The 26,189-nt window shown below is 76.9% G+C and carries 30 protein-coding genes and 1 tRNA gene; 24 read left to right on the forward strand and 7 right to left on the reverse strand.

The features are described 5' to 3' along the window. Positions 1-804, forward strand: coding sequence for a UdgX family uracil-DNA binding protein (locus BLS82_RS07460; protein ID WP_255378189.1), 804 nt, complete (start codon positions 1-3; stop codon positions 802-804). Then, positions 801-1,757: a DinB family protein gene (locus BLS82_RS16035; protein ID WP_218123707.1), complete on the forward strand. Its 957-nt coding sequence runs from the start codon at positions 801-803 to the stop codon at positions 1,755-1,757. The genes BLS82_RS07460 and BLS82_RS16035 overlap by 4 nt, the downstream gene beginning before the upstream one ends. A gap of 25 nt (positions 1,758-1,782) precedes the next feature. Here the strand turns inward: BLS82_RS16035 and BLS82_RS07470 are convergent, their stop codons facing one another. The 4 genes from BLS82_RS07470 to BLS82_RS07485 all read right to left on the reverse strand — a co-directional run bounded on the left by BLS82_RS07470 (position 1,783) and on the right by BLS82_RS07485 (position 6,168). Next, on the reverse strand, positions 1,783-2,706 hold the full coding sequence (locus tag BLS82_RS07470; protein ID WP_092863540.1) for a carbohydrate ABC transporter permease: 924 nt from the start codon (positions 2,704-2,706) through the stop codon (positions 1,783-1,785). Beyond that, positions 2,703-3,692, reverse strand: coding sequence for a carbohydrate ABC transporter permease (locus BLS82_RS07475; RefSeq protein ID WP_092863543.1), 990 nt, complete (start codon positions 3,690-3,692; stop codon positions 2,703-2,705). Before BLS82_RS07475 ends, BLS82_RS07470 begins: the two co-directional genes overlap by 4 nt. 126 nt (positions 3,693-3,818) lie before the next feature. Then, entirely contained in the window at positions 3,819-5,207 is a 1,389-nt protein-coding gene (locus BLS82_RS07480; protein ID WP_092863546.1) for an ABC transporter substrate-binding protein, read from the reverse strand. Positions 5,208-5,298: 91 nt separating this feature from the next. Beyond that, positions 5,299-6,168, reverse strand: coding sequence for a spermidine synthase (locus BLS82_RS07485; protein ID WP_218123709.1), 870 nt, complete (start codon positions 6,166-6,168; stop codon positions 5,299-5,301). 243 nt (positions 6,169-6,411) lie between these two features. Here BLS82_RS07485 and BLS82_RS07490 point away from each other — a divergent pair, with 243 nt between their 5' ends. From BLS82_RS07490 to BLS82_RS07515, 7 genes are all read left to right on the forward strand, one after another. After that, positions 6,412-7,401: a site-specific tyrosine recombinase XerD gene (locus BLS82_RS07490; protein WP_092863552.1), complete on the forward strand. Its 990-nt coding sequence runs from the start codon at positions 6,412-6,414 to the stop codon at positions 7,399-7,401. A 94-nt stretch (positions 7,402-7,495) separates the two neighbouring features. Next, a complete protein-coding gene (locus BLS82_RS07495) occupies positions 7,496-8,371 on the forward strand; it encodes a ParA family protein (protein WP_092863555.1) in 876 nt (291 codons plus the stop codon). Between the two features lie 2 nt (positions 8,372-8,373). Beyond that, positions 8,374-9,369, forward strand: a complete 996-nt coding sequence (locus tag BLS82_RS07500) for a segregation and condensation protein A (protein WP_255378190.1) — start codon at positions 8,374-8,376, stop codon at positions 9,367-9,369. Then, positions 9,366-9,992 (forward strand): SMC-Scp complex subunit ScpB, encoded by a 627-nt coding sequence (scpB, locus tag BLS82_RS16040; protein WP_218123710.1) that lies wholly within the window; start codon positions 9,366-9,368, stop codon positions 9,990-9,992. Before BLS82_RS07500 ends, scpB begins: the two co-directional genes overlap by 4 nt. After that, positions 9,989-10,816, forward strand: coding sequence for a pseudouridine synthase (locus tag BLS82_RS16045; RefSeq protein ID WP_255378191.1), 828 nt, complete (start codon positions 9,989-9,991; stop codon positions 10,814-10,816). Before scpB ends, BLS82_RS16045 begins: the two co-directional genes overlap by 4 nt. Continuing rightward, a complete protein-coding gene (gene aroH / locus BLS82_RS07510; RefSeq protein WP_092863560.1) occupies positions 10,816-11,178 on the forward strand; it encodes a chorismate mutase in 363 nt (120 codons plus the stop codon). The genes BLS82_RS16045 and aroH overlap by 1 nt, the downstream gene beginning before the upstream one ends. Beyond that, a complete protein-coding gene (locus BLS82_RS07515; protein ID WP_255378192.1) occupies positions 11,175-12,431 on the forward strand; it encodes a prephenate dehydrogenase in 1,257 nt (418 codons plus the stop codon). The genes aroH and BLS82_RS07515 overlap by 4 nt, the downstream gene beginning before the upstream one ends. Positions 12,432-12,509: 78 nt before the next feature. Here BLS82_RS07515 and BLS82_RS07520 read toward each other — a convergent pair whose 3' ends face one another. Further along, positions 12,510-13,319: an inositol monophosphatase family protein gene (locus BLS82_RS07520; RefSeq protein WP_092863563.1), complete on the reverse strand. Its 810-nt coding sequence runs from the start codon at positions 13,317-13,319 to the stop codon at positions 12,510-12,512. A 97-nt stretch (positions 13,320-13,416) separates the two neighbouring features. On the opposite strand from BLS82_RS07520, the gene cmk reads away from it, so the two are divergent. The 12 genes from cmk to BLS82_RS07580 all read left to right on the forward strand — a co-directional run bounded on the left by cmk (position 13,417) and on the right by BLS82_RS07580 (position 21,950). Next, positions 13,417-14,115 (forward strand): (d)CMP kinase, encoded by a 699-nt coding sequence (cmk, locus tag BLS82_RS07525; RefSeq protein ID WP_092863566.1) that lies wholly within the window; start codon positions 13,417-13,419, stop codon positions 14,113-14,115. A gap of 37 nt (positions 14,116-14,152) precedes the next feature. Beyond that, positions 14,153-15,661: a ribosome biogenesis GTPase Der gene (der, locus tag BLS82_RS07530; protein ID WP_092863569.1), complete on the forward strand. Its 1,509-nt coding sequence runs from the start codon at positions 14,153-14,155 to the stop codon at positions 15,659-15,661. 71 nt (positions 15,662-15,732) lie between these two features. Beyond that, positions 15,733-15,806 (forward strand) — tRNA-Pro (locus BLS82_RS07535). A gap of 81 nt (positions 15,807-15,887) precedes the next feature. Next, positions 15,888-16,511: a CDP-alcohol phosphatidyltransferase family protein gene (locus BLS82_RS07540; protein ID WP_092863572.1), complete on the forward strand. Its 624-nt coding sequence runs from the start codon at positions 15,888-15,890 to the stop codon at positions 16,509-16,511. After that, positions 16,508-17,530 (forward strand): DUF881 domain-containing protein, encoded by a 1,023-nt coding sequence (locus tag BLS82_RS07545; protein ID WP_092863575.1) that lies wholly within the window; start codon positions 16,508-16,510, stop codon positions 17,528-17,530. Before BLS82_RS07540 ends, BLS82_RS07545 begins: the two co-directional genes overlap by 4 nt. Then, entirely contained in the window at positions 17,527-17,859 is a 333-nt protein-coding gene (locus BLS82_RS07550) for a small basic family protein (protein WP_092863578.1), read from the forward strand. Before BLS82_RS07545 ends, BLS82_RS07550 begins: the two co-directional genes overlap by 4 nt. A gap of 7 nt (positions 17,860-17,866) precedes the next feature. Then, positions 17,867-18,673: a DUF881 domain-containing protein gene (locus BLS82_RS07555; protein WP_092863581.1), complete on the forward strand. Its 807-nt coding sequence runs from the start codon at positions 17,867-17,869 to the stop codon at positions 18,671-18,673. A gap of 56 nt (positions 18,674-18,729) precedes the next feature. After that, a complete protein-coding gene (gene gcvH, locus BLS82_RS07560; protein WP_092863584.1) occupies positions 18,730-19,125 on the forward strand; it encodes a glycine cleavage system protein GcvH in 396 nt (131 codons plus the stop codon). Between the two features lie 314 nt (positions 19,126-19,439). Continuing rightward, the gene (locus BLS82_RS07565) at positions 19,440-19,838 is read left to right on the forward strand and encodes an FHA domain-containing protein (protein WP_092864981.1); all 399 of its coding nucleotides are present in this window, start codon (positions 19,440-19,442) and stop codon (positions 19,836-19,838) included. A gap of 7 nt (positions 19,839-19,845) precedes the next feature. Beyond that, positions 19,846-20,610: a transcriptional regulator FtsR gene (locus BLS82_RS07570; protein WP_255378194.1), complete on the forward strand. Its 765-nt coding sequence runs from the start codon at positions 19,846-19,848 to the stop codon at positions 20,608-20,610. A 49-nt stretch (positions 20,611-20,659) separates the two neighbouring features. Next, complete coding sequence (locus BLS82_RS07575) at positions 20,660-21,166, forward strand: bifunctional nuclease family protein (protein ID WP_092863587.1); 507 nt, start codon at positions 20,660-20,662, stop codon at positions 21,164-21,166. Positions 21,167-21,377: 211 nt separating this feature from the next. After that, positions 21,378-21,950: a MerR family transcriptional regulator gene (locus BLS82_RS07580; protein ID WP_092863590.1), complete on the forward strand. Its 573-nt coding sequence runs from the start codon at positions 21,378-21,380 to the stop codon at positions 21,948-21,950. A gap of 129 nt (positions 21,951-22,079) precedes the next feature. On the opposite strand, the gene BLS82_RS07585 is transcribed toward BLS82_RS07580, so the two are convergent. Beyond that, positions 22,080-22,391 (reverse strand): CDGSH iron-sulfur domain-containing protein, encoded by a 312-nt coding sequence (locus BLS82_RS07585; RefSeq protein WP_092863593.1) that lies wholly within the window; start codon positions 22,389-22,391, stop codon positions 22,080-22,082. A gap of 39 nt (positions 22,392-22,430) precedes the next feature. Between BLS82_RS07585 and BLS82_RS16365 the strand changes: the two genes are divergently transcribed. Beyond that, entirely contained in the window at positions 22,431-22,553 is a 123-nt protein-coding gene (locus BLS82_RS16365; RefSeq protein WP_255378195.1) for a hypothetical protein, read from the forward strand. Then, positions 22,550-23,677: an iron-containing redox enzyme family protein gene (locus BLS82_RS07590; RefSeq protein WP_218123711.1), complete on the forward strand. Its 1,128-nt coding sequence runs from the start codon at positions 22,550-22,552 to the stop codon at positions 23,675-23,677. Before BLS82_RS16365 ends, BLS82_RS07590 begins: the two co-directional genes overlap by 4 nt. Before the next feature lie 20 nt (positions 23,678-23,697). Here BLS82_RS07590 and BLS82_RS07595 read toward each other — a convergent pair whose 3' ends face one another. Then, positions 23,698-24,249 (reverse strand): phosphatase domain-containing protein, encoded by a 552-nt coding sequence (locus BLS82_RS07595; RefSeq protein ID WP_218123712.1) that lies wholly within the window; start codon positions 24,247-24,249, stop codon positions 23,698-23,700. Between the two features lie 75 nt (positions 24,250-24,324). Here BLS82_RS07595 and BLS82_RS07600 point away from each other — a divergent pair, with 75 nt between their 5' ends. Beyond that, positions 24,325-25,857, forward strand: a complete 1,533-nt coding sequence (locus BLS82_RS07600; RefSeq protein ID WP_092863596.1) for a glutamate-cysteine ligase family protein — start codon at positions 24,325-24,327, stop codon at positions 25,855-25,857. Positions 25,858-26,189: the final 332 nt, after the last annotated feature.

A 26,189-nucleotide genomic window follows, 5' to 3' on the forward strand; every position in this document is an offset into this window, starting at 1 on the left:
GTGGCGAACGAGGAGGAGCAGGGCGAGCAGGTCGAGCAGGCCGGGATGGCCGGGAAGGCCGGGAAGGCCGAGCGCCCCGGCGCGCAGGAGTGGGTGCCCGCGGGCGGCGACGTGGAGGCGCTGCGCGCCGCCGCGCCGTCCTGCCGGGGGTGCGAGCTGTGGGAGCCGGCCACGCAGGTGGTCTTCTCCGCCGGCAACCCCTCCGCCCCCGTCGTGCTCGTGGGGGAGCAGCCCGGGGACGTGGAGGACCAGCGCGGCATCCCCTTCGTCGGCCCCGCCGGCAAGCTGCTGCAGCGCGCGGTGGACGAGGCCGGGCTGGAGCGGGCGGACACCTACGTCACGAACGCCGTGAAGCACTTCCGCTTCACCCCGCGCGGCAAGCGGCGGATCCACGCCACCCCGGAGGCCGCCCACATCACCGCGTGCCGGCCGTGGCTGGTGGAGGAGCTGCGCGCCGTCGCCCCGCGCGTCGTCGTGTGCCTGGGCGCGACCGCCGTGCGCTCCCTGCTCGGCACGGAGGTGAAGGTGATGCGCGACCGCGGGCGGCCGATCGAGCGCGAGACCTCCCGCGGGCGGGTCGTCTTCGTCGTCACCGCCCACCCGTCCTCGGTGCTGCGCGTGCCCGAGGACGTGCGCGAGGAGGCCTACCGGGCCCTCGTGGCCGACCTCGCGGTGGTCGCCGAGCTCGTGCGCGGCGGCCGGGCCGACGGTGCCGACGGTGCCGAGGACGCCGACGGTCCCGACGGTGCCGAGGACGCTGCCGAGGACGGCCACGCGCAGGACGGCGGGACGGACGCGGCGTGATCTGCCTGCGCACCGCCCGCGCGCTGCGCGCGAGCGGGCTGCCGTGGGAGCCGGGCCGGGGGGACCGGTTCGTCATCCTCGACCGCGACATGGACGCCGACGTCTTCGTCCTCTCGGACATGACCATCGAGGCCCACGCCCACCCGAGCGGGCGGGTGCTCGGCTTCAACGGCACCACCGAGTGGGCGCTGGACTCCGTGGCGGCCGAGCAGGCGCTGTGGCTGCCGCGCGAGTCCCAGCTGCGCGAGCTGCTCGGGCCCGCGTTCTGCTCCCTGGAGCGGCTGCGCTCCGGGCCCGAGGACGGGGCGGTGGCCGTGGTGGTCGAGGACGGCGCCGGGGTGCGGCGCGTGGTCGACGAGGACGTGGAGGAGGCGTACGCGCTCGCGCTGCTGTCGGTGCGGGCGCGCACCGCCCGCGACCTGCTGCCCGTGGCCGCGGCCGCTCTGGCGCGCCGGCTGCGGGCGCTGCCGCGCAGCGGGGGGTGCTGGGAGGCCGCCGCGCCCGGGGGCGCCCGCGTGCGCGACGTCGTGGCCGACGTGACCGCCGAGCACCGCTGGGCGCAGCAGGTGCTCGCCGGGCTGCGCCCGGGCACCGGCGCGCCGGTGGACGAGGACGCGGTGCCGGCGTGGGAGGCGGCCCTGCAGGGGTCCCTGACCGGCTGGGCGGCGCTGGAGGACCTGGTCACGCCCGTGCCGCTGGGCTCCGGCCCGGTGCCGGCGGGGGAGCTGGCCGAGCAGCTGCTGCTCGGGCTGCTGCTCGCCACGTGGGACGTCGCGCGCGCGTGCGGGCTCGAGGAGCGGCTGGACCCGGTGTGCGCCGCCCGCGCGGTGGCCCACCTGCGCGCCGGCGCGCCGGGCCCCGACGCCCAGGCGCAGGCGCCGGCCCCGGACGCGGCGGCGGCCGGTGAGGACGCGCAGCGGGTGCTGCTCGCCCTCACCGGCCGCGCCGGCTGACCGGCTGAGCGAGATCGGGGCCGGCTCAGCCCTTGACGGAGCCGGCCAGCAGGCCCCGGACGAAGAAGCGCTGCAGCCCGAGGAAGACGACCAGCGGCACGATCATCGAGATGAAGGCGCCCGCGGAGAGCAGGTACCAGTCCGAGCCGCGCTCGCCCGCCAGCCGCGCCACCTCCACGGTGAGGGGGCGCACGTTCTGGGCGCCGCCCGCGAAGGTCAGCGCCACGAGCAGGTCGTTCCACACCCACAGGAACTGGAAGACGCCGAACGCCGCGATCGCCGGCGTCAGCAGCGGCAGCAGCACCTGGAAGAAGATCTTCACGTGCCCCGCGCCGTCCACCCGGGCCGCCTCGACGAGCGAAGCGGGGATGTCCTTCATGAAGTTGTGCAGCAGGAAGATCGCCAGCGGCAGGCCGAACATCGCGTGCGAGAGCCACACCGTCCAGAACGACCCGTTGAGGTTGAGGTCGACGTACAGGCTCAGCAGCGGGATGAGCGTGACCTGGATCGGCACCACCTGGAGGGCGAAGACCGCGACGAACAGCAGGTTGCTGCCCTTGAACGGGATCCACGCGAAGGCGTACGCGGCCAGCAGCGCCAGGGTGATCGGGATGACCACCGCGGGCAGGGTGATGACGAGGGAGTTGACGAAGAACGTGAGCAGGTTCTCGCTGCCGTAGAGCGCGAGGTTGTAGTTGTCGAGCGTGAAGGTGGGATCGGTGATCACGGACCACCAGCCGGACCTGCGGATGTCCGCCTCGGGGCGGAAGGACGTGATGAGCAGCCCCAGCGTCGGGACCGTCCACAGGAGCGCGATGACGATCGCGATGATCGACGCGGCGGGCGAGCTCAGCTTCGTCTTCGCCTCGACGGCCCGGCGCTCCGCGCGCGTGAGCTTCCCCGCCCGCGGGTCGGTGGCGACGGGGACGGTCGGGGTCGCGGTGGTCATCGGACCTCCTCGGCCAGGCGCAGCTGGCGGACGTTGTAGGCGATGATCGGGATGACGATGATGAACAGCAGCACCGCCAGCGCGGCGCCGAGGCCGAAGTTGAACTGCACGAACGACTGCGTGTAGAACTCGTTGGCCACCACGGAAGTCTCGAACTGCCCGCCCGTCATGACGCGGACGACGTCGAAGACCTTCAGCGTCGTGATCGCCAGCGTGGTGACGACGACGACCAGGGCGGGGCGGATGCTCGGCACGGTCACGTGCCGGAACATCGCGAACCCGGAGACCCCGTCGAGGCGGGCGGCCTCGATGATGTCGTCGGGGATCGCCTTGATGGACGCCGAGAGCACCGTCATCGCGAAGCCGGTCTGGATCCAGATCATCACCGCGAGGAGGAAGAAGGTGTTGACCGGCGCGTTGAGCAGGAACTGGCGCGGCTCCGCGCCGACGAGGACCAGCAGCTGGTTGAGCAGGCCGATCTGGTTCACGCCCGGCTGGTCGGGCCGGTACTCGTAGACGAACCGCCAGATGATGCCGGCGCCGACCATCGAGATCGCCAGCGGCAGGAAGACCAGCGCCTTGGCGAGGTTCTCGAAGCGCGTGCGGTCCACGAGGTAGGCGTAGACGAGCCCGAGCAGCGTCGTCACGAGCGGGACGAGGACCACCCACAGCACGGTGTTGCGCAGGACGATCTGGAAGTTGTCCTGGGTGAAGACGGTCGCGTAGTTGGCCAGGCCGACGAAGGCCGAGCCGTCGCCGTTGTAGAACGAGCCCCTGATCGTGCTCAGGGCCGGGTAGACGAGCCCGACGAGCAGCAGCGCCAGGGCCGGCCCGAGGAACCCGGCGACGACGAGCCAGGTGGGCACCCGCTTGGGCCGGTCGACGGCCAGCAGGATCACGCCCATCACGACCGCGAACAGCAGGACGGCGAAGACCATCAGGGCCAGCTTGTGCCCCGTGGTCTGCGCGTCGAGGAACCACTCCACCGCTCAGACCTCCTTCGGACAGCGGAACCGGGGGCCCGCGGTGGTCCCGCGAACCCCCGGCTCCGGAGTGGGACGGACCATGCTCGCCGGCGCCGGTGCCGTCGAGCCGTGTTCCCGACTAGCTGCTCAGGACGCCGGCCAGGCGTTCTCGACGTCCTGCAGGACCGCCTCGGACGCCTTGTCCGTCGCGATCCAGTTGGTCAGCTCGTCCCACAGGGCGCCGGCGCCGACGGCGCCGGGCATCAGGTCGGAGCCGTCGAAGCGGAAGACCGCCTCCGGGTCCTGGAACAGCTCCGCCGCCAGCTGGTCGATCGGGGAGGTCAGGTTCTCCGGGTCCAGGCCGGTGTTGGAGCTGGTCCAGCCCGCGGGCGAGACCTGCGCCTTGATGTTCGCCCACTCGTCCGAGGACAGGTACGTCTGGAACGCCTGCACCGCCGGGCGGTCGTCGAACGCCGCGGTGAACTCGCCGCCGCCGAGCACGGGGGCCGCGCCCTCGGAGCCGATCGGCGGCAGCGGGAAGGCGAAGACGTCGCCGTCCTCGGCGACCTCGGTGCCCTCGGGCCAGTTGGCCTGGTAGAAGGAGGCCTGGCGGTGCATCCAGCACGAGCCCTCGAGGATCGGCAGGCCCGCGTCGCCGAACTCGGTGGTGGCGATCGACTGCACCTCGCCGAGGCCGCCGTTGACGTACGCGGGGTTCTTGAGGATCTCGCCGGCGGTGTTCAGCGCCTCCAGGACCTGCGGGTCGTTGAAGGGGATCTCGTGGTTGACCCACTGGTCGTAGACCTCGGGGCCGGCCGTGCGCAGCACGACGTCCTCGAGCCAGTCGGTGGCCGGCCAGCCGGTGGCGTCACCGGAGGCGATGCCGGCGCACCACGGCTTGGCGCCGGTGGCGGCGATCTCGTCGGAGAGGGCGATCATCTCCTCCCACGTCTGCGGCACCTCGTAGCCGGCCTCCTCGAAGGCGGACGGGGAGTACCAGACGAAGGACTTGGCGTTGGCGCCCAGCGGTGCGGCGTAGAACTCGCCGTCCACGGTGCCGTAGGTCTTCCACGACTCGTCCCAGTGCTCGTCGACGTTCGCCTCGGTCGCGTCCGGGGCGGGGACGACGGCGCCGGTGCCGACCAGGGTGGCCAGCAGGCCCGGCTGCGGGATGAAGGCGATGTCCGGGGCGTTGCCGGACTGCACGCGCACGACCAGCTGCGCCTCGAACTCCTGCGAGCCCTCGTACTGCACCTCGACGCCGGTGCACTCCTCGAAGGGCGCGTAGGACTCGATGTGCGCGGCGTCCTCGGGGTCGACGATCGAGGTGTAGACGGAGACGGTCTCCCCGTCCAGCTCCCCGAACTCCTCGTAGGGGCTGCAGTCGAAGTCCTGCGCCGCCTCGGCCTCCTGCGCGCTGCCGCCCGTGCTGCCGCCGCTCTCGACCTCGTCGGCGCCGCAGCCGGCCAGCAGCACCGCCACGCCCAGGCCACCGGCCAGGGCCGTGGTGCGCCGCGTCCTCGCGGTCATGGTCATGATCTCCTTCCGTCGCGGCGTCGTCGCCGCGCGGCTTCGCATGCAACCACTCCGCGTGCGCGGCGGCGAGCGCGCGGTGATAACGATCGGGTCACGTCCTCCGGTCGGCACCGCCGTCGCGCGGGGCGGTGACGCCGCTGCTCAGGGCGCGCAGCGCGTCGTCGTGCAGCACCGCGGCCCGGGCCGCTCCGGAGCCGAGGCGGCGCACCAGCTCCGCCACCGGCAGGGCGGCGTCGCTGCCCACCAGGACGGCGTTGCCGTGCCGGCGCCCGCGCAGCACGCCGGGCTCCAGCGCGAGGGCGACGGAGGCGAAGACCCGCTGCGCCGCGGCCACCTCCGCCCGCAGGCCGACGCGGGAGGTGCGGTCGACGACGTTGGCCAGGTACAGGCCGCCGGGGGCCAGCACGCGGGCGGCGTCGGCGAGGAACTCCACGGTGCTCACGTGCTCGGGCGTGGTGTCGCCGGCGAAGACGTCCCGGACGACGAGGTCGGCGCTGGCGTCCGGCTGCGCCGCCAGGCCCGCGCGCGCGTCGTCGACGCGGATGCGCAGGCGCGGGGAGCGCGGCAGGTCCAGCCACGCGCGCACCAGGCGGGCCAGCTCCGCGTCGAGCTCGACGACCACCTGGCGCGAGCCCGGGCGCACGGCCTCCAGGTGCCGGGGCAGGGCGCACGCCCCGCCGCCCAGGTGCACGGCGCGCAGCGGCGCGGGCGCCGGCGCGGGCGCGGCGACGTCGACGGCGTCGGCCATCCACTGCAGGTACTCGAACTCCAGCACGGCGGGGTCGCCCAGGTGCACCGGGGAGCTGGGCACGCCGTTGACGTACAGCGTCCAGGACAGCGGGTCCCCGCGCTCCGGCACCAGCTCCACCGAGCCCGTGCTCGTCGTCCACAGGCCGGCCCGCAGGAGCGGGCGCGTCCCGCTCCTGCGCTGCGGGCCTCCCGCGTGCCGCCGCGCGGCCATCGCGACCTCCCTCGCCGGCGACCCCCGCGACCCTAGACTGGCGCCGTCCGGCCGCGGTCGCTGCCCGGACGGCGCGCGGGCGCGCCCGTCGGGCCGCCGCGGCGGCCCCGAGCGAGAGGACGGCGCGGTGAGGGTCGGCATCCCGCGGGAGCTGGAGGACCAGGAGCGCCGGGTCGCCGCTCCCCCGGCCCAGGGCGCCGAGCCGGTCGCGCGCGGGCTGCGGCGCGCCGGGCGGGTGCTCTCCTGAGCGGGGCGGCGCCGGCCCCCCCGCGGCGCGCGGACGCCCTGGAGCGGGCGGTGGAGCAGTACCTGGCGCACCTGCGGGTCGAGCGCGGGCTGTCCGTGAACACCCTGGCCGCCTACCGGCGCGACCTGGCCCGCTACGCGGAGCACCTGCGCGCCGCGGGGCGCAGCGACCCCGCGCAGGTGGGCGAGGAGGACGTCTCCGCCTTCGTGCTCGCGCTGCGCTCGGGGCAGGACGGGCGCCCGGCGCTGACGGCGTCCTCGGCCGCGCGCGCCGTCGTCGCCGTGCGCGGCTGGCACCGCTTCCTCGTCCTCGAGGGCGCCACGGCCGCCGACCCCGCCGCCGCCGTCCGCCCGCCGGCGGCCCCGCGCCGGCTGCCGAAGGCGATCGGGGTGGGCGAGGTGGAGCGGCTGCTGGAGGCGGCCTCCGCGGGGGAGGCGTTGACCGCCCTGCGCGACCGGGCGCTGCTGGAGGTGCTCTACGGCACGGGCGCGCGCATCAGCGAGGCCGTCGGGCTCGACCTGGACGACGTGCCCGCCGGCGGGGCCGACGGGGTCGGGGAGCCGGCCGTGGTGCGCCTGCGCGGCAAGGGCGGCAAGGAGCGCGTGGTGCCGCTGGGCAGCTACGCGCTGGAGGCGCTGGCGGCCTACCTGGTGCGGGCGCGCCCGGCGCTGGCGGCCTGCGCTGTGCGCCCCGGGCCGGCGGTCTTCCTCAACTCGCGCGGGGCGCGGCTGTCGCGGCAGAGCGCGTGGGCGGTGCTGCGCAGCGCCGCCGAGCGCGCGGGCGTCGGCAGCGCGAGCGCGCCGGTCTCCCCGCACACCCTGCGCCACTCCTACGCCACGCACCTGCTCGAGGGCGGGGCGGACGTGCGGGTGGTGCAGGAGCTGCTCGGGCACGCGAGCGTGACGACCACCCAGGTGTACACGCTCGTGACCGCCGACACGCTGCGCGAGGTGTACGCCGCGGCCCACCCGAGGGCCCTGGCCTGAGGGCCGCCGCACCCCCGCCGCACCCCCGCCGCAGCTCACCGCACCCCTGCCGCGCCCGGCTGCGCAGGTGCCCGCTGCGGTAGCCTCGCTGCTCATGACGAGCGACCTGCAGGCGCCGGCGGCGCCGGCTGCGCTGGGTCCCACCGGGCGCCCCCTCGTCGACTTCCCCGTGCCGCCGCCGCTCGACCAGCACGGCCCCGCGCGGGTGATCGCGATGTGCAACCAGAAGGGCGGCGTCGGCAAGACCACGACGACGATCAACCTCGGCGCGGCGCTCGCGGAGTACGGGCGCAGGGTCCTCCTCGTCGACTTCGACCCCCAGGGCGCGCTGTCCGTGGGCCTCGGCGTGAACCCGCACGAGCTCGACGCGACCGTGTACACGCTGCTCATGGACCGCCGCACCCCGGTGCACGAGGTGGTGCGCCCCACCCGGCTGCCGGGCGTGGACATCCTGCCGGCGAACATCGACCTGTCCGCGGCCGAGGTGCAGCTGGTCAGCGAGGTCGCCCGCGAGCAGGCGCTCGTGCGCAGCCTGCGCCCCGTCCTGGACGACTACGACGTGGTCCTCGTCGACTGCCAGCCGTCCCTGGGCCTGCTCACGGTCAACGCGCTGACCGCCGCGCACGGGGTGATGATCCCGCTGGAGTGCGAGTTCTTCGCCCTGCGCGGCGTGGCGCTGCTGGTGGAGACGATCGAGAAGATCCAGGACCGCCTCAACCCGGCGCTGCGCATCGACGGGATCCTCGCCACCATGTACGACCCGCGCACCCTGCACAGCCGCGAGGTCGTCGCCCGCGTCGTGGAGGCCTTCGGCGACCGGGTCTTCGACACCCTCATCGCCCGCACGGTGAAGTTCCCCGACGCGTCCGTGGCCGCCGAGCCGATCACCACCTACGCGCCCGACCACGCGGGAGCGGAGAGCTACCGGCGCCTGGCCCGCGAGCTCGTCGCCCGCGGCGGCGCGGCCTGAGCGTGGCCGCCCTGCCCGCGCGCACGTCCCCGAGCCCGTCCCCCCGCGCGTCCTCGGGCGCGTCCTCGAGCGCGTCCTCGGGCACGTCGTCGAGCGCGGGCCGGGGCGCCGGCGGGGACGTGCCCGGAGGGGTGCTCACCTCGCGCGACGCGCCGTCCTTCGAGGTCCACCTCGACGTGTTCACCGGGCCCTTCGACCTGCTGCTGGGGCTGATCGCCAAGCACCGCCTCGACATCACCGAGGTCGCGCTCGCCGCCGTCACCGACGAGTTCATCGCCCACCTGCGCCGGGCGTCCCAGGGCGAGGACGCCGGCGCCGCGGAGCACCTGGGGCAGGCCAGCGGGTTCCTCCTCGTCGCGGCCACCCTGCTCGACCTCAAGGCCGCGCGCCTGCTGCCCGCCGCGGAGGTCGAGGACGCCGAGGACGTGGCGCTGCTCGAGGCGCGCGACCTGCTCTTCGCGCGCCTGCTGCAGCACCGCGCCTACGCCCAGGTGGCGGCCGTGCTGGGGGAGCGCCTGGCCGACGAGGCCCGTCGCGTGCCCCGCTCGGTGCCCCCCGAGCCGCACCTGGCGGCGGCGCTGCCCGAGCTGGTGCTGGCCACGACGCCGCACCAGCTGGCCGCCCTCGCCGCGGCGGCGCTCAGCCCGCGCCCCCGCGCTCCCGGCGTGACCACCGAGCACCTGCACGCGCCCGCCGTGAGCGTCCCCGAGCAGGTGGCCCTGCTCGAGCAGCGCCTGCGGCGGCGCGGCGCCGCGACCTTCGCCGAGCTCGTCGCGGCCGAGGACGCCGGGGACGGCGCGAGGGCCGGCGGCGGGGACGGCGGCGCGGGGGCCGGCGCGGCGCTGGTCGTCGGCCGCTTCCTCGCCGTCCTGGAGCTCTACCGCCGCGGGCGGGTGCAGCTGGTGCAGCCCGAGCCGCTCGGGCAGCTGCTCGTGCGGTGGGACCCCGACCCCGACGCGGGCGTGGCCTCCCCGCCGCCCCCGGCGGTGCTGCCGTGAGCGCCCCCGTCCCCGAGGACGCCGGGCACGGCGCCGAGGAGCGGGGCTTCGACCCCGGCGCCGTGCCCGGCGGGGTGCGCGCGGCGCTGGAGGCGGTGCTCATGGTCGTCGACGCGCCCGCGCCCGCGGCGCGGCTGGCGTCCGCGCTGGGCCTGCCCGAGGCGGAGGTGGTGCGCTCGCTGGAGGAGCTGGCGCAGGAGTACCGGGCCGACCGGCGCGGCTTCGAGCTGCGCCGCACCGCCGCGGGCTGGCGCGTCTACAGCCGTCCCGACGTCGCGCCGCTCGTGCAGCGCTTCGTCGTCGACGGGCAGAGCGCGCGGCTCTCGCGCGCCGCCCTGGAGACCCTCGCGGTGATCGCCTACCGGCAGCCGGTCACCCGCGGGCGCGTCGCGGCCGTGCGCGGGGTCGACGTCGACGGCGTGGTGCGCACCCTCGTGGCGCGGGGGCTGGTCGAGGAGGAGGGCACCGACCCGGCCAGCGGCGCGCTGCTGTACCGCACGAGCGCGGCGTTCCTGGAGCGGACGGGGCTGGGCGGCCTGGACGAGCTGCCGCCGCTGGCGCCGTTCCTGCCCGCCGACGACCAGCTCGACGAGCTCGACGACCTGATGGGGAGCGACCGGTGAGGCAGGCCAGGACCACCCGGGGACGCGGCGGGGACGAGCGGGAGCCCGACCGCAGCGGCGACGTCCACGACCCGGACGGCGTGCGCCTGCAGAAGGTGCTGGCCGGCGCCGGCCTCGGCTCTCGGCGCGCGTGCGAGGCGCTGATCGAGTCCGGGCGCGTGCGCGTCGACGGGCGCGCGGTGCGCGAGCTGGGCGTGCGCGTGGACCCGGGCACCGCGCAGGTGGAGGTCGACGGGCTGCTGCTGCAGCTGGACACCTCCAAGGTCTACCTCGCGCTGAACAAGCCGCGCGGCGTCGTCTCGACGATGCGCGACGAGCAGGGGCGCGAGGACCTGTCCGCGTTCGTCGCGGACCGCCCCGAGCGCCTCTTCCACGTCGGCCGGCTCGACACCGACACGGAGGGGCTGATCCTCCTGACCAACGACGGGGACCTCGCGCACCGCCTGCAGCACCCCTCCTTCGAGGTGCCGCGCACGTACCTGGCGGAGGTCGCCGGGCCCGTGGCCCGCGACGTCGGCCGGCGCCTGCGCGCGGGCGTGGAGCTCGAGGACGGCGAGGCGCGCGCGGACTCCTTCCGCCTGGTCGACTCCGTGCCCGGGCGCGCGGTGGTGGAGGTGGTGCTGCACGAGGGCCGCAAGCACGTGGTGCGCCGCATGCTGGCCGCGGTCGGGCACCCGGTGCTGCGCCTGGTGCGCACCCGGATCGGCCCGGTGCACCTGGGGGACCTGCGCGCGGGCGCCACGCGCCCGCTCACGCGCGAGGAGCTCGGTCGCCTGCGCGGGGCCCCGGCAGCGCGTCCGGCGCGGCGGGGCGGGGAGCGCTGATGGCGCTGCGCGCGGTGCGCGGCGCGGTCCAGCTGGACGCCGACGAGCGCGAGCACCTGCTCGCCAGCACGCGGGAGCTGGTGGCCGCGGTGATGAGCGCCAACGGCCTGCACGTGGACGACCTCGTCTCGATCCAGTTCACCTGCACCCCGGACCTGCACAGCGAGTTCCCCGCCGTCGCCGCCCGCGAGCTCGGCATGGGCGACGTGCCGCTGATGTGCAGCGTCGAGGTCGACGTCGCCGGCGCCCTGCCGCGCGTGGTGCGCCTGATGGCCCTGGCGGAGACGCCGGCGACGCGCGCGCAGGTGCAGCACGTGTACCTGCGCGGCGCCGCGGCCCTGCGCCGGGACATCGCCCAGTGACCGCGCCCGCACCGCGCCCGGTGCACCCGGCGCGCACCCCCGGCCCGGTGCGGGTGGTGGGCACCGGGCTGCTGGGCACGAGCGCCGGGCTGGGCCTGCGCGCGCGCGGCGTCGACGTCGTCCTGTCCGACCCCTCCCCGGCCGCCGCCGCCCTGGCCCGCGACCTCGGCGCCGGCCGCCTCGCCGGCCCCCGCACCGGCCCCCGCACCAGCACGGGCGGGACGGACAGCGCGGGCGGCGCGGGCGGCGCGGGCGGCGCGGACGGCGAGCCGCGCCTGGTGCTCGTCGCCGCGCCGCCCGACGTGACCGCGCAGGTGGTGGCCGCCGAGCTGGCGGCGTGGCCGCGGGCCGTGGTCACGGACGTCGCCAGCGTCAAGCGCACGGTGCTGGCTCAGCTGCTCGCCGCCGGCGCGGACGTCCGCCGCTACGTCGGGGGGCACCCGCTGGCGGGCCGGGAGCGCTCCGGGGCGGTGGCCGGGCGCGGGGACCTCTTCGCCGGCCGGCCGTGGGTGCTGTGCCCCGCGCCGGGCAGCACCCCGCAGGCGCTGGCCGCGGTGCGCGACCTCGCCGACGACCTCGGTGCCGTCCCGCTCGTGATGGACGCCGCCGAGCACGACGAGGCGGTGGCGCTGGTCTCGCACGTGCCGCAGGTCGCGGCCAGCCTGGTCGCCGCCCAGCTGCGCCGCGCGCCGGAGGGGGCGGTGGCGCTGGCGGGCCAGGGGCTGCGCGACGTCACCCGCATCGCCGCCTCCGACCCGGCGCTGTGGGTGCAGATCCTCGGCGCCAACGCGGCGCCGGTCGCCAGCGTGCTGCGCTCGGTGCGCGACGGGCTGGACGCGGTGCTCGCCGCCCTGGAGGAGCTGGCGGGGGAGGACCTGGCGCGCGGGGGAGCGGGGGACGGGGGACCGGGGGACGGGGCCGCGTCCGGCGCCGGGCCGGCGCGCACGGGGGCGCGGGCCGCGCTGGCGCGGGTGATCGCCGAGGGCGGGGCGGGGCGGGCGCGCATCCCCGGCAAGCACGGCGCGCCGCCGACCGCGTACGCGGTCGTCGCCGTCCTCGTCCCCGACGCGCCGGGGGAGCTGGCGCGCCTGCTGCGGGAGGTGGGGGAGGCCGGGGTCAACCTCGAGGACCTGCGCCTGGAGCACTCCCCGGGCCAGCCGGTCGGCCTGGCCGAGCTGTCGGTGCTGCCGGCGGCCCGCTCCCGCCTGGAGGACGTGCTGCGCGAGCGGGGCTGGGCCGTCCACGCCGGGTGACGCCCCGTCGAGGCGGGCCCTGGCGGGGCGGGACTCCCGGTGCGGGCCCTCCGGTGCGGGCCCTCCGGCGAGGGCGCGTCAGTCGGCGCTGGGAACGGCCTGCGCCGGCACGAGGTCCAGCAGCGCCGCGTGCGCGCCGGGCGCGGCCAGGACCAGGCCCCGCGTCGCGCCGTCCCACGGGCCGCCGTCGGGGGCGGTGACCGTGCCGCCGGCCTCGGCGACGAGCAGCGCCGGGCCGTGCAGGTCGCGCCGCTCGCCGCGCAGGCGCACCGAGCCCACGACGCGCCCGTCCGCGACCGAGGCGACCTCCGCGGCCGAGGACTCGACGATCTTCGGCAGCCAGCCGGCGCGCACCACGGCCGGCACGAGGGCGGCGGGCACGCGCACGATGCCGCCTGCCTCGACCTCGGTGGCCGGCAGCTGCAGCCGCTCGCCGTCGCGGTGCGCCCCGCGCCCGCGCGCGGCGGTGTAGAGGACGCCGCCGGTCCAGACGGCGACGAGCTCGCACGCGTCGCCGCGCCAGGCGGAGAGCACCACCGACCACGGCCCCAGGCGCCGCGCGTAGTTGAGGGTGCCGTCGACCGGGTCGACCACCCAGGTGCGCCCGCTGGTGCCTGCGCGGTCCACGCGCTCCTCGCCGACGAGGCCGTCGTGCGGGTAGCGCTCGCGCAGGGCGGCGTCCACGGCCAGCTCGACGTCGAGGTCGACCTCGGTGACCACCGACCCGGTCAGGGCCGCCGCGGGCTTGCGCTGCTCGACCACGCCCACCTGGCGCCGGGCGGCCTCGTGCCCGGAGCGGGTCACCAGGTCCCCGGCGAAGGCCAGGGCCTGCAGGACCTCGTCGTCGGCGCCCGCCGCGCTCGCAGGGGTGCCCTCGGCTGCGCTCACGTGCGGGGAGCCTAGCCATCCGGGCGGCGTCCGGCGCGGGCACTACCCTCGTGCCCGCCCCACCCGCCCCCGTTCCCGTCCCTCCTGGAGGACCCCCGTGCCCGAGCAGCCCCGCGGCCTGGTCGTCGCCGTCGACGGCCCGTCCGGCTCGGGCAAGTCCACCGTCTCGCGCGAGGTCGCGCGCCGCCTGGGGCTGGCGTACCTGGACACCGGGGCGATGTACCGGGCGGTGTGCTGGTGGTGCCTGGAGACCGGCGTCGACCTGCAGGACGCCGAGGCGGTCGCGCGCGCGGCCCGGGCGCTGGACCTGCGGATGGTCCCCGACCCCGCCGCCCCGCGCGTGCTGGTGGCCGGGCGGGAGGTCAGCGCCGCGCTGCGGGAGAGCCGGATCTCGACCGCGGTCAGCGCCGTCGCGACCAACCCGGCCGTGCGCGCGGAGCTGCTGCGCCGCCAGCGCGAGATCCTCGCCGAGGCCTCCGCGCCGGGCCGTCCCGGCGTGGTCGCCGAGGGCCGCGACATCACCACGGTGGTGGCCCCGGACGCCGACGTGCGGCTGCTGCTCACCGCCGACGAGGGCGCCCGCCTGGCCCGGCGGGCGCGCGAGCTGCACGGGAGCACCGACGCGGAGGCGGTCGAGCGCACGCGCGACGAGGTGCTGCGCCGCGACCGCGACGACTCCACCGTCTCGACCTTCCACGTGGCCGCGGACGGCGTCGTGACGGTGGACAGCTCCGGGATGGACCTGCACCAGACCGTCGCGGCGGTGCTGCAGCTGGTCGAGGACTCCGCGGCGTGAGCGCGCTGCCCGACCCCGCGGCGCCAGGAGGGCGACCATGAGCACCGAGGACCGCAGCACCCCGGCCGCAGCTGATAACGGAAGCGTGCACGACTCAGCCGGGAACGCGGGCACGGACCCGACGCGGGCGCTGCGCGCCGGCCTGGAGGAGTACGACCTCAACCCCGAGGACCTCGCCGTCCTCGAGGGCACCCCCGGCGCGGCGGAGGAGGGGGGGAGCGGGCCGCTGCCCGTGGTCGCCGTCGTGGGGCGGCCGAACGTGGGCAAGTCCACGCTGGTCAACCGCGTGCTGGGGCGGCGCGAGGCCGTCGTCCAGGACGTGCCGGGCGTGACGCGCGACCGGGTCAGCTACACCACGGAGTGGGCGGGTCGGCCGTTCACGGTCATCGACACCGGGGGGTGGGAGGTCGACGTCTCCGGCCTGGACGCGCGGGTGGCCGAGCAGGCCGAGGTCGCCGTCCAGCTCGCCGACGCGGTGATCTTCGTCGTGGACGCGACCGTGGGCGCCACCGCCACCGACGAGGCGGTGGTGCGGCTGCTGCGCCGCTCGGGCAAGCCGGTGGTGCTGGCCGCGAACAAGGTCGACGACGCGCGCGGGGAGGCCGACGCGGCGTCGCTGTGGTCCCTGGGGCTGGGGGAGCCGCACCCGGTCTCCGCCGTGCACGGGCGCGGCTCGGGCGACCTGCTGGACGCCGTCCTCGCGGCGCTGCCCGCCCTGCCGCCGCAGCGGCCGGCGCCGAGCGAGCAGGGCCCGCGGCGGGTGGCGCTGCTGGGGCGCCCGAACGTGGGCAAGTCCAGCCTGCTCAACAAGCTCGCCGGCGAGGAGCGGGTCGTGGTCGACCCCACCGCCGGCACCACGCGCGACCCCGTCGACGAGCTGGTGGAGCTCGGGGGGCGCACGTGGCGCTTCGTGGACACGGCGGGCATCCGCCGCCGGGTGCACCAGACCAGGGGCGCGGACTTCTACGCCTCGCTGCGCACCCAGGCGGCCCTGGAGCGGGCGGAGGTGGCCGTCGTCCTGCTCGAGGCCAACGAGCGCCTGAGCGAGCAGGACACCCGGATCATCTCCTCCGTCGTCGAGGCCGGCCGGGCGCTGGTGCTGGCGTTCAACAAGTGGGACCTGATCGACGAGGAGCGCCGGTACTACCTGGAGCGGGAGATCGAGCAGGACCTGGTGCAGGTGCGCTGGGCGCCGCGGGTGAACATCTCCGCGCGCACCGGGCGCCACGTGGACAGGCTGGTCCCGGCCCTGGACACCGCGCTGGCCTCCTGGGAGGCGCGGATCCCCACCGGGCGGCTGAACGCCTTCCTCGGGGCGGTCGTCGCCGCCCACCCGCACCCGCTGCGCGGCGGCAAGCAGCCGCGGATCCTCTTCGGCACGCAGGCGTCGACGAGGCCGCCGCGCTTCGTGCTGTTCGCCTCGGGGTTCCTCGAGGCCGGCTACCGCCGCTTCCTCGAGCGGCGCCTGCGCGAGGAGTTCGGGTTCGAGGGCTCGCCGGTGGAGGTCTCGGTGCGGGTGCGCGAGAAGCGCCGCGGGCGCGGCTGACGCAGCGCGCAGGGAGCCGACGCCGGGCGGTCGGTCGTCGCGGTAGGGTGGGCGCAGGCCCGCGAGGGCTCCGGGACGTGGCGCAGCTTGGTAGCGCACTTGACTGGGGGTCAAGGGGTCGTGGGTTCGAATCCCGCCGTCCCGACTCGGTGCTGAGCAGGCGGTGGCGGCGGCCTCGCGAGGCCGCCGCCACCGCCTGCGCCAGCGGAGTGGCGGAGGGGGGCCCGTGCCCGAGTCGGCGATCAGCAGCCGGGTCCTGACCGTGCCGAACCTGCTCAGCCTCTCGCGGCTCGTCCTGGTGCCCGTCTTCGCCTGGCTGATCCTCACCCACCGCGACGTCGCGGCGCTGGTGGTGCTCGCCGCCTCCGGGCTCAGCGACTACGTCGACGGCTACCTGGCCCGCCGCTGGCACCAGGAGACGCGCCTGGGTCAGCTGCTGGACCCGGCCGCGGACCGGCTGTACATCCTCGTCACGCTGCTCGGCCTGGCCTGGCGCGAGCTGGTGCCGTGGTGGGTCGTCGTCCTCATCGTCGCCCGCGACTTCCTCCTCTTCGCCACCCTGCCGGTGCTCACCCGCGCCGGGTACGGGCCGCTGCCGGTGCACTACCTGGGCAAGGCGGCCACCTTCTGCCTGCTCTACGCGTTCCCGCTGATCCTGCTCAGCGAGGTCGCCGGCAGCGTCGGGGAGGTCGCCCGGGCCCTGGGCTGGGCCTTCGCGTGGTGGGGCACCGGCCTGTACTGGTGGGCGGGGCTGCTGTACCTGCGGCAGGTGCGCCAGGTCGTGCGCGCCGCGGGCCCGCCGGTGGCGCGCGCCTCCACCGGTGCCCCGAGCGAGGTCGGCCGCTCGTGAGCGCGCCCGCCCGCCGACCCGCCCCCTCGCCCGCGCCGCGCCGGCCCGCCGACGCGGCGCCGGGGGGCCGGTCAGCGCTGCGCCCGGACGCGTCGATGACGCTGCTGCGCGAGGTCACCGAGCGGCCCCTGGACCCGGGCTACGCGGCCGCGGCCGCCGAGCGCGCGGCCCGGGCCGAGGCGGCCACCACCGGTGCCGGCGCTGGGGACGGTGCCGGCGCCGGGTGGCGCTGGTCGCGGCGGGCGGGCGGGACCGCGGCGGCGGCCGTGCTCGCCGGGCTGCTGCTGACCGCGGCGGTGCTGCAGCTGCGGGTGCCGGCCCCGGCGGGGGACCGCGCGGCGCTGCTGCAGCAGATCCAGGAGCGCACCGCGGCCGCCGACCGCGCCGCCGCGCAGGCGGAGGCCCTGCGCGCGCAGGTGGCGGCGGTGCAGGAGCGGGCGCTGGCGGGGGAGCCGGACGCCCCGCAGGCCGATCCGGGGCTGCTGGTGGCCTCGGGGTCCGCGCCCGTGACCGGCCCGGGCCTGGTGGTGACCCTGGACGACGGCCCCTCCCCGGACGGCGCGGCCTCGGACGACCCGCGCGCGCCCTCGGACGGGCTGCACCGCGTCAGCTACCTGGACCTGCAGGTGACCGCGAACGGCCTGTGGAGCGCCGGGGCGGAGGCGGTGGCGATCAACGGCGAGCGCCTGACGGGGACGACGGCCATCCGCAACGCCGGCAGCGCCGTCCTGGTCAACTTCCGCCCGCTGTCCCCGCCGTACCGGGTCGAGGCGATCGGCGACCCGAACGCGCTCGCCGCGCGGTTCGCGCTCAGCCGGGCCAGCAGCTGGCTGACGCAGGCCCAGCGCGACGTCGGGCTCGGCGTGGCGCTGCAGGCCGCCGAGGAGCTGGACCTGCCCGCCCACCAGCAGCAGCAGCTGTCCTACGCCCGGGCACTGCCGGACGGCGTCGACGTCCCCGTCGACGTCCCCGCCGCCGAGCCCGCCGACGTCCCCGCCGCCGAGGAGGCCCTCCCGTGATCGCCGCGCTCGGCCTGCTGGTCGGGATCGTCCTCGGGCTGCTGCTCGACCCGACGGTGCCCGCCTGGCTGCAGCCCTACCTGCCGATCGCCGTCGTCGCGGCGCTGGACGCGGTCTTCGGCGGCCTGCGGGCCCTGCTCGACGGCCTGTTCGACGACCGGGTCTTCGTCGTCTCGTTCCTGTCCAACGTCGTGGTCGCGGCCCTGATCGTCTACCTCGGCGACCAGCTGGGCGTCGGCAGCCAGCTGTCGACGGGCGTCGTCGTCGTCCTCGGCATCCGGATCTTCTCCAACGTCGCCGCGATCCGGCGGCACCTGTTCAAGGCGTGAGCCGGGCATGAGCGAGCACGAGCAGCGACCCCCCGCCCCGCAGGTGCGGCAGCAGGAGCAGGTGCGGCGGGGCGGTGGCCGGCACCCGTCGGCGGCCGGGCGGGCGCGGCTGCGGGCCGCCCTGCTGCCGCGCCCGACGCGGGCGCAGCTGTTCACGGGCCTGCTGTGCCTGCTGCTGGGCCTGGCCCTGGCGGTGCAGGTGCGCTCGAACACCGGGGAGGACCTGACCTCCCTGCGCCAGTCCGAGCTGATCGGCCTGCTCGACGACGCCGGGGACCGCGGGGACCGGCTGGCGCGGGAGGTGCGCGAGCTCGAGCGCACCCGCGACGAGCTGGTCAGCAGCAGCGACCAGAGCGCCGCCGCCCGCGAGCTGGCGCAGGAGCGCCTGGAGCAGCTGTCGATCCTCGCCGGCACCGCGGGCGCGACCGGGCCGGGCATCCGCCTGACCGTGGCCGGCCCGGAGGTCGACGCGGCGGTCCTGCTCGGCGCCGTGCAGGAGCTGCGCGACGCCGGCGCGGAGGCGATCCAGGTCGGGGACGTGCGCGTGGTGGCCAGCACCGCGTTCGTGGACGCCGCGGACGGCTCGGTGCTCGTCGACGGGCAGGAGCTGGACTCCCCGTTCGTCTTCCTCGCCATCGGCAGCGCGCAGACCCTGGCCTCGGCCATGGACTTCCCCGGCGGGGTGATCCCCACGGTGACCAGCGAGGGCGGCACGGCCGCCGTCGAGGAGCTCGAGGTGGTCGAGGTCTCGGCGTTGCGGGCGCCGAGCGAGCCTCAGTACGCTCGCCCGGCCGATCCCCCCTCCAGCTCGTAGCCCTCGCTCCGCCGCGCGCGGCACGGGCCCCGGCCTGGCTTCCCGAAGGGTCCGTGATGGCCGACGTGGAGTGCCCCGAGGACCTGCGGTACACCCCGGAGCACGGGTGGGTGCGGGCCGGGCAGGGGCTGGTGCGGATCGGCATCACCGCCTACGCCGAGGGGGCGCTCGGGGACATCGTCTACGTCGCGCTGCCGCGGCTGGGCGATCGGGTCGAGGCCGGCGCGGTGTGCGGGGAGCTGGAGTCCACGACCACGGTCAGCGACCTGTACGCGCCGCTCAGCGGCGTCGTCACCGCCCGCAACGAGTCGCTGGAGGGCAGCCCGGAGCTCGTCAACTCCGACCCGTACGGGGACGGCTGGGTGCTCGAGGTGCGCCCGGACGACCCTGCGGCGGTCGAGGGCCTGCTGGACGCCGCCGGCTACCGCGCCAGCATCACCCGCGCCGGGTGATGCGGGTGAGCCGAGTCAGCCGGCACGGCGAGGGTCAGTCGGGCGGGGTCTGCACCTGAGGTCGAGGGTGAGGGCGGGTTCAGGCTGCGGTGGAGGCTGTGGGCGCCGTCCGCGACCGCTACCCTGATGATCGTCCGGGCTGCGGACCTGCGCTGCACGCCGGTGCCGTCGAGGTCGGTGCTGTCGAGGTCGGTGCTGTCGGGTCGAGCGGAGGAGGGTCCGTGAGCGAGGGCGAGGAGCTGCGGCGCAGGCGCCGCGGCGCCGACCGCGAGGACGAGGGCCTGCCGGCGCGCCGCGAGGTCGCCGACACCACCATGTCGTTCCCCGCGGTCCCGGCCGCGCCCGGCGGCGAGGACCTCGAGGCGGGCCTGAGCACCGACGAGCAGCGCAGCATCGACGCCCTGCCCGAGGGCTCGGCGCTGCTCGTGGTCCAGCGGGGCCCGAACGCCGGAGCCCGCTTCCTCCTCGACGCCGACCGCACGACCGCCGGGCGCGGCCCCAGCAGCGACATCTTCCTCGACGACGTGACGGTCTCGCGCAAGCACGCGGAGTTCGTCCGCGACGGCGAGGCCTTCCGGGTGCGCGACGTCGGCAGCCTCAACGGCACCTACGTCAACCGCGACCGCGTGGACGACGTCGTCCTGCACGCCGGCGACGAGGTGCAGATCGGCAAGTACCGCCTGACGTTCCACCCCTACCGGAAGCACCGGTGAGGCGGCGGTGACGGCCGGTCCTGCGGGGGACGCTGCCGCGCGCCGCCCGGTCCCCTCCCCGCTGCTGACGATCGGGGAGGTCCTGGCCGAGCTGCAGCTGGACTTCCCCGACGTCTCCCACTCCAAGCTGCGCTTCCTGGAGGAGCGGGGGCTGGTCTCCCCGCAGCGGACCCCCAGCGGGTACCGCAAGTTCAGCCCCGCGGACGTCGAGCGGCTGCGCTTCGTCCTCTCCCTCCAGCGCGACCGGTACCTGCCGCTGCGGGTGATCGGCGCCTACCTGGCGGCCGTGGACCGCGGCGCGGAGCCCCCGGCGCTGCCCGGCGGGCCGGTGCGCCCGCCGCGGCGCGTGGACGCCGCCGCGGGCGAGGGCCGCGAGGAGCAGGCGGCGCCGACGGGCGCGGCGCGCGGGCGCGCCGCCCGCGCCGACCTGGTGGCCCTCGCCGGCGGCGACGGGCGCCTGGTGGAGGCTCTGGAGGAGCACGGGCTGCTCGCGCGCAGCCCGGCGGGCACGTACCCGGCGGATGCCGCGGACGTCGTGCGCTGCGCGCGCGAGCTGGCCGAGCACGGCATCGAGCCGCGCCACCTGCGGCCGCTGCGCACCGCCGCCGAGCGCGAGGCGGCCCTGGTCGAGCAGGTGGTCAGCCCCCTGCGCCGCCAGCAGCGCGGCGGCGCAGGGGCGCGCGCGGAGGAGGTCGGGCGCGAGATCGCCGGGTCGCTGCTGCGCCTGCACGAGTCGCTGCTGCGCAGCGCCCTGGAGGGGCCGCGCGGCTAGATCGCCGGCGCCCGGCGCGCCCGCGCGCGGCGCGGGCTACGGTGGGGCGGTGCGCGAGCTCGATGTCGTGGGCGTCCGGGTGGAGATGCCCTCCAACAACCCGATCGTGCTGCTGCGTGAGCGCGGCGGCGACCGCTTCCTGCCCATCTGGATCGGCGCTCCGGAGGCCAGCGCCATCGCCTTCGCCCAGCAGGGCGTCGTCCCGCCCCGCCCGCTGACCCACGACCTGCTGCGCGACGTGATCGCCGCGGTCGGGCGCCGCCTGGTCGAGGTCCGCATCGTCGCGGTCCAGGACAACGTCTACCACGCCGAGCTGGTCCTCGACGGCGGCACGACCATCAGCTCGCGCTCCTCGGACGCGATCGCCCTGGCGCTGCGCGTGCAGTGCCCGATCCTCGGGGCCGAGTCGGTCCTGGAGGCGGGCGGCGTGCCCGTGCCGGAGGAGGACGAGGAGGAGGTCGAGAAGTTCCGCGAGTTCCTCGACCAGGTCTCCGCGGAGGACTTCGAGGCCCCTCCGGCCGAGGGCCCGGACCAGCCCGGCACCGACCGCCCGTGAGGGCCTTCTCCAGCTGTACCTGACCTTCGACCTCAGGTCGAGACACGCCGGGAGCGACACGCCCGATCGGCTCCGGCGGGGCGCATTGACGCTGGTCGTGCGCGGCCGTACGGTCGAGCTCGAACGACCTCCCGGTGGTGCCGGCGGTGCCGGCTCCACCTGCGGAGCCGGCACGGCAGCCGGCCCGGGGGGCGGGGAGAGGGAGGTCAGCGTGAGCGGCACGGGCGACGGCGGAGGCCTCCGGGGGGCGACCGCGGCGGCGCAGGGGCTGCTGTTCGCCGACGACCGGCCGGCGCTGGACGAGGAGGTCGGCTACCGGGGCCCCACCGCCTGCAAGGCGGCGGGCATCACCTACCGCCAGCTGGACTACTGGGCCCGCACCGGCCTGGTGGAGCCCAGCGTGCGGGCGGCCACCGGCTCGGGCACGCAGCGCCTGTACGGCTTCCGCGACATCCTCGTGCTCAAGGTCGTCAAGCGGCTGCTGGACACCGGGGTCTCCCTGCAGCAGATCCGCAGCGCCGTCGCACACCTGCGCGAGCGCGGCGTGGAGGACCTGGCGCGGATCACGCTGATGAGCGACGGCGCCAGCGTGTACGAGTGCACCTCCGCCGACGAGGTCGTCGACCTCGTCCAGGGCGGGCAGGGCGTGTTCGGGATCGCCGTCGGCCGGGTGTGGAGCGAGGTCGAGGGCGCCCTGGCGTCCCTGCCGAGCGAGCGCGCCGACGACGCCTCCGACCTCCCCGACGAGCTGGCCGCCCGCCGCGCCGCGCGCCGCACCGGCTGACCCCTCCCGCGTGCGCACCCCGTCGTCCTGCAGGACGACGGGGTGCGCACGCGTGCGCCCTCGCCTAGCGTCGGGCGGGGCCGGGGTTCCGGCGGGTGGTCCGGCGGCAGCGGGAGGACGCGGGTGCTCTCAGCGGCCGGTGCGCACCACCTTGTGCGAGCCGTCGCAGAACGGCGCGATGCCGGTGGCGCCGCAGCGGCACAGGGCCATCGTGCGGCGGCGCTGCTCGAGCGGCCGGCCGTCGGCGCCGGCGACGACGACCGGGCCGCGCACGAGCAGCGGCCCGTCGGGGCAGACGGTGATGCTGACCTCCGGCGGCACCGCACCGGCGGTGGCACCGGCGGTCGTCGCAGCGCCGTTCCTACCGGCGTCACCATCGGCGTCGCCGGTGGGAACGGCGCGGGGGTCGTGCGGTTCGTGCGGGTCGTGCGTGGTGGGCATGGCACCTGCCTACCCGCTGGCGGCGCCCCGCGCGAGGCGGTGCCCGCAGCGGTGCCCGCGGCGCTGGCCGCGGCGCTGCCCGAGGTGGTACCCGCGGTGGTACCCGCGGTGGTGCTGCGGCCCGGTCAGGACGAGGACATCGAGGAGGACGGACGAGGATGAGCGTGCAGGCTCCGGAGGCGGCGCGGGTGCGCCTGCCGCAGGCCCGCGGGGACGTCAGCGAGGCGCTGCTGCGCCTGGTCGCGGGGCAGGGGGCGACGGCCGCGGACGTGGTGGCCGCCGCCCGCGCCGTGGCGCCCGGGCGGGAGGCGGCGCAGGTGCTCGGCGACGAGGACCTGCAGCTGGCGCTGTGGCTGCTGTACGAAGCGCACTACCGCGGCGCGGGCGGGCTGCTGGACCGCTGGGAGTGGGACCTGGAGCTGCTGGGCGCGCGCGCGGTGCTCGAGGAGCACCTGGAGGCGGCGCTGCGGGAGCTGGTGCAGGCGCCGGACGTGGCGCCCGGGGACGTCGCCGAGGCCCTGTTCGAGCTCACCGCGCCGGACGGCAAGCCGGGCCTGGCCGCGTTCATGGCGCGCCGGGCGACGCTGGATCAGTGGCGCGAGTGGTTCGTGCACCGCAGCGTCTACCAGCTCAACGAGGCCGATCCGCACACGTGGGCGATCCCGCGCCTGTCCGGAGCGCCGAAGGCGGCGCTGGTGGAGGTGCAGGCCGACGAGTACGGCGGCGGGTCGCCCGAGCGGATGCACTCGGCGCTGTTCGCGCGCAGCATGCGCGGCGTCGGGCTCGTGGACGACTACACCGAGCACCTGGACTCCGTGCCGGCGCTCAGCCTCGCGGTGGTCAACACCGTCACCTTCTTCGGGCTGCACCGGCGCCTGCTCGGCGCCGTCGTGGGCCACCTGGCCGGGTACGAGATGACCTCCTCGCTGCCGCACCGCCTGTACGGCAACGGCCTGCGCCGCCTCGGCTTCGACAAGGACGTGACGTGGTTCTTCGACGAGCACGTGGAGGCCGACGCCGTGCACGAGCAGATCGTCGGGCGCGACCTGGCCGCCGGCCTGGCCGCGCAGGAGCCGTGGCGCACCGGGGACATCATGTTCGGCGCGGCGGCGGGCCTGGCGGTGGCCGACCTGGCCGGTGCGCACTTCCTGAGCTGCTGGGAGGCGGGTCGCTCGTCCCTGCGCGCGCCCCTGACGGCGCTGCTGGACACCGCGCAGGGCGCCGCGGACGGCGGCGCGCAGCACACCGCGCAGGGCGCGGAGGAGGGCACCGCGCTGGCCGGCTGAGCGCCAGGAGCGCGCCGGGCTCAGGTGCGCCCGGCGCGCTCCTGGGCGGCGTGCACCTCGGGTTCGCGCGGCTGCCAGTCCGCGTGCACCACCGCGCCCACCAGCCCCGGCTCGGCGCGCACCGCCGCCACGACGTCCGGGTCGTCGTCGACGAGCACCGCCGCGGCGGCGGTGCGGGCCAGGGCGCGCAGGGCGGCGACCTTGACCACCCGGGCGGGGCGCCGGTCGCCGTCGGCGCGCAGCAGCACCGGCCCGGTGGGCGCGCCGACGCGGCGCAGCCACGCCTCGGTGGCCGCGCGGGTGCGCTCCGGGCGCCCGGACAGGTACACCACCACCGCCCCGTCCGCGACCGCCCGGTGCGCGAGCGCGAGACCCTGGCGGTGCACCGGGTCGTGCGCCGCGGCGGCGAAGAAGGCGTTCCAGTCCTTCGGGCGCCGGCGCAGGTGGTGGCTGCGGTGGCGGGTGTCGGCGAGCACGCCGTCCAGGTCCAGCACCACCACGGGGACCACCGGGGACTCGCTCGCGGGCGCGCCGGTGGCAGGATCGGGCGCGGCGGAGGTCGGGGTGCTCACCCGCGCGACGCTAGGCGCCCGGACGTCGGTGCGCACCGGTGGAGGCCCGGGGGCCTCCGGTGACGAGGGGGTCTCGTGGGCCATCAGGTCTCCGCCGACGCCGCAGGCCGCGAGCACCGCGCCGCCTTCCGGGAGCGCCTCGTGCAGCAGCTGGGCGTGCTCGAGCGGATGCTCGCGGAGCACCCGAGCGCACCGGCGGGCTCCCCGTGCCGCTTCGACGCGACCCCGCCGACGATCGGCATGGAGGTCGAGCTCGTCCTCGTCGACGGCGACCTGCAGCCGAAGGCGGGCAACGCCGCGGTCCTCGACCTCGTCGACGACACCGACCTGCAGCCCGAGATCGGCGCGCACACCCTCGAGCTCAACGTGCCGCCGGGCTCGCTGGACTCCTCGGGCCTGCCGGGCCTGGAGGCCCGGCTGCGCCAGCGCCTGGACGCCGCCGACGCCACCGCGGCCGCCACCGGCGCCCGCATCCTCATGACCGGCCTGCTGCCCACGCTGCTGCCCGAGCACCTGAGCGGGGAGTGGATGACCCCCACCCCGCGCTACCGGGCGCTGCAGGAGGCGGTCCTGGCCGCGCGCGGGGAGGACGTCGTCCTCGACATCAGCGGCCCGGCGGGCGTGCCGGGCAGCGAGCGGCTGAGCCTGAGCACCCCCTCCATCGCGCCCGAGTCCGCGTGCACGAGCACCCAGCTGCACCTGAAGGTCGCCCCGGAGGACTTCGCCGCCACCTGGAACGCCGCGCAGCTGCTGATGGGCCCGCAGGTCGCCCTGGGCGCGAACTCCCCGTTCGGCCTGGGCCGGCAGCTGTGGGCGGAGACGCGCATCCCGGTGTTCACCCAGTCCACCGACACCCGCACGGTGGAGCTGGTCGCCCAGGGGGTGCGCCCGCGGGTCTTCCCCGGGGAGGGCTGGGCGAGCAGCGTGCTGGACCTGTTCGCCGAGAACGTGCGCTGGTTCCCGCCCCTGCTGCCGGACCTGGGCGAGGAGGACCCCGTCGCGGCGCTGGAGGCCGGCCGCCCGCCGTCCCTGCACGAGCTGTGCCTGCACGGGGGCACGATCTGGCGCTGGAACCGGCCCATCTACGACGTCGCCGGGGGCCAGGCGCACCTGAGGGTGGAGAACCGCGTCCTGCCCGCCGGGCCCACGGTCCTCGACGTCCTGGCGAACGCGGCCGTGTACTACGGGGCGGTGCGGGTCCTCGTCGAGGACGGCCCGCCGCTGCCGCAGGTGCTCCCCGCGCAGGCGGCGCTGGCGGGCCTGCAGGACTGCGCCCGCGACGGGCTGGCAGCGCGCGTGACCTGGCCCGGACGCGACGGGCGGGCGAAGGAGCAGCCGGTGGACCGGTTGCTGCTGGAGCGGGTGATCCCGATGGCCGCCGACGGCCTGGCCCGCTACGGGGTGCCCCGCGAGGCGATCGACCGCTACCTGGACGTCGCGCAGGCGCGCGCCGCGAGCGGGATGACCGGCGCGGTCTGGCAGGTGCGCACCGTGCGGGCCCTGCAGGAGCGGGGCGCGGACCGGGTGGCCGCGCTGCGCGGGATGCTCGCCCGCTACGTGGAGGGCATGCACGCCAACGAGCCGGTGCACACCTGGCCGCTGCCCTGAGCCGGTCCCCTCAGGAGGAACGCGCCGCGAGGGCGGCGGTCAGGCGGCGCGGGTGGCAGGAGTTCGGGCAGCCCGGCCAGCTCGACGGTGCGGGTGGTGGCGGCGGTCCTCGGCACGGCGGGCACGCGACGGGGCGCGCCGCTGGACATCCGGGCATCGCATCGTAATGCTGTAATCATCACGCTGGGCGGCGTGGGGACGACCGAGGGGGACCACGACGATGATGATCAGGACGGGCCCGGGCGGCCGGCACGGGCACGGACCCGGCGGGCCGGGCGGGCCGGGCGGACGAGGAGGACGCGGCGGACCGGGGGGACCCGGTGGGCCGGGAG

Source organism: Quadrisphaera sp. DSM 44207 (assembly GCF_900101335.1).
Lineage (GTDB): Bacteria > Actinomycetota > Actinomycetes > Actinomycetales > Quadrisphaeraceae > DSM-44207.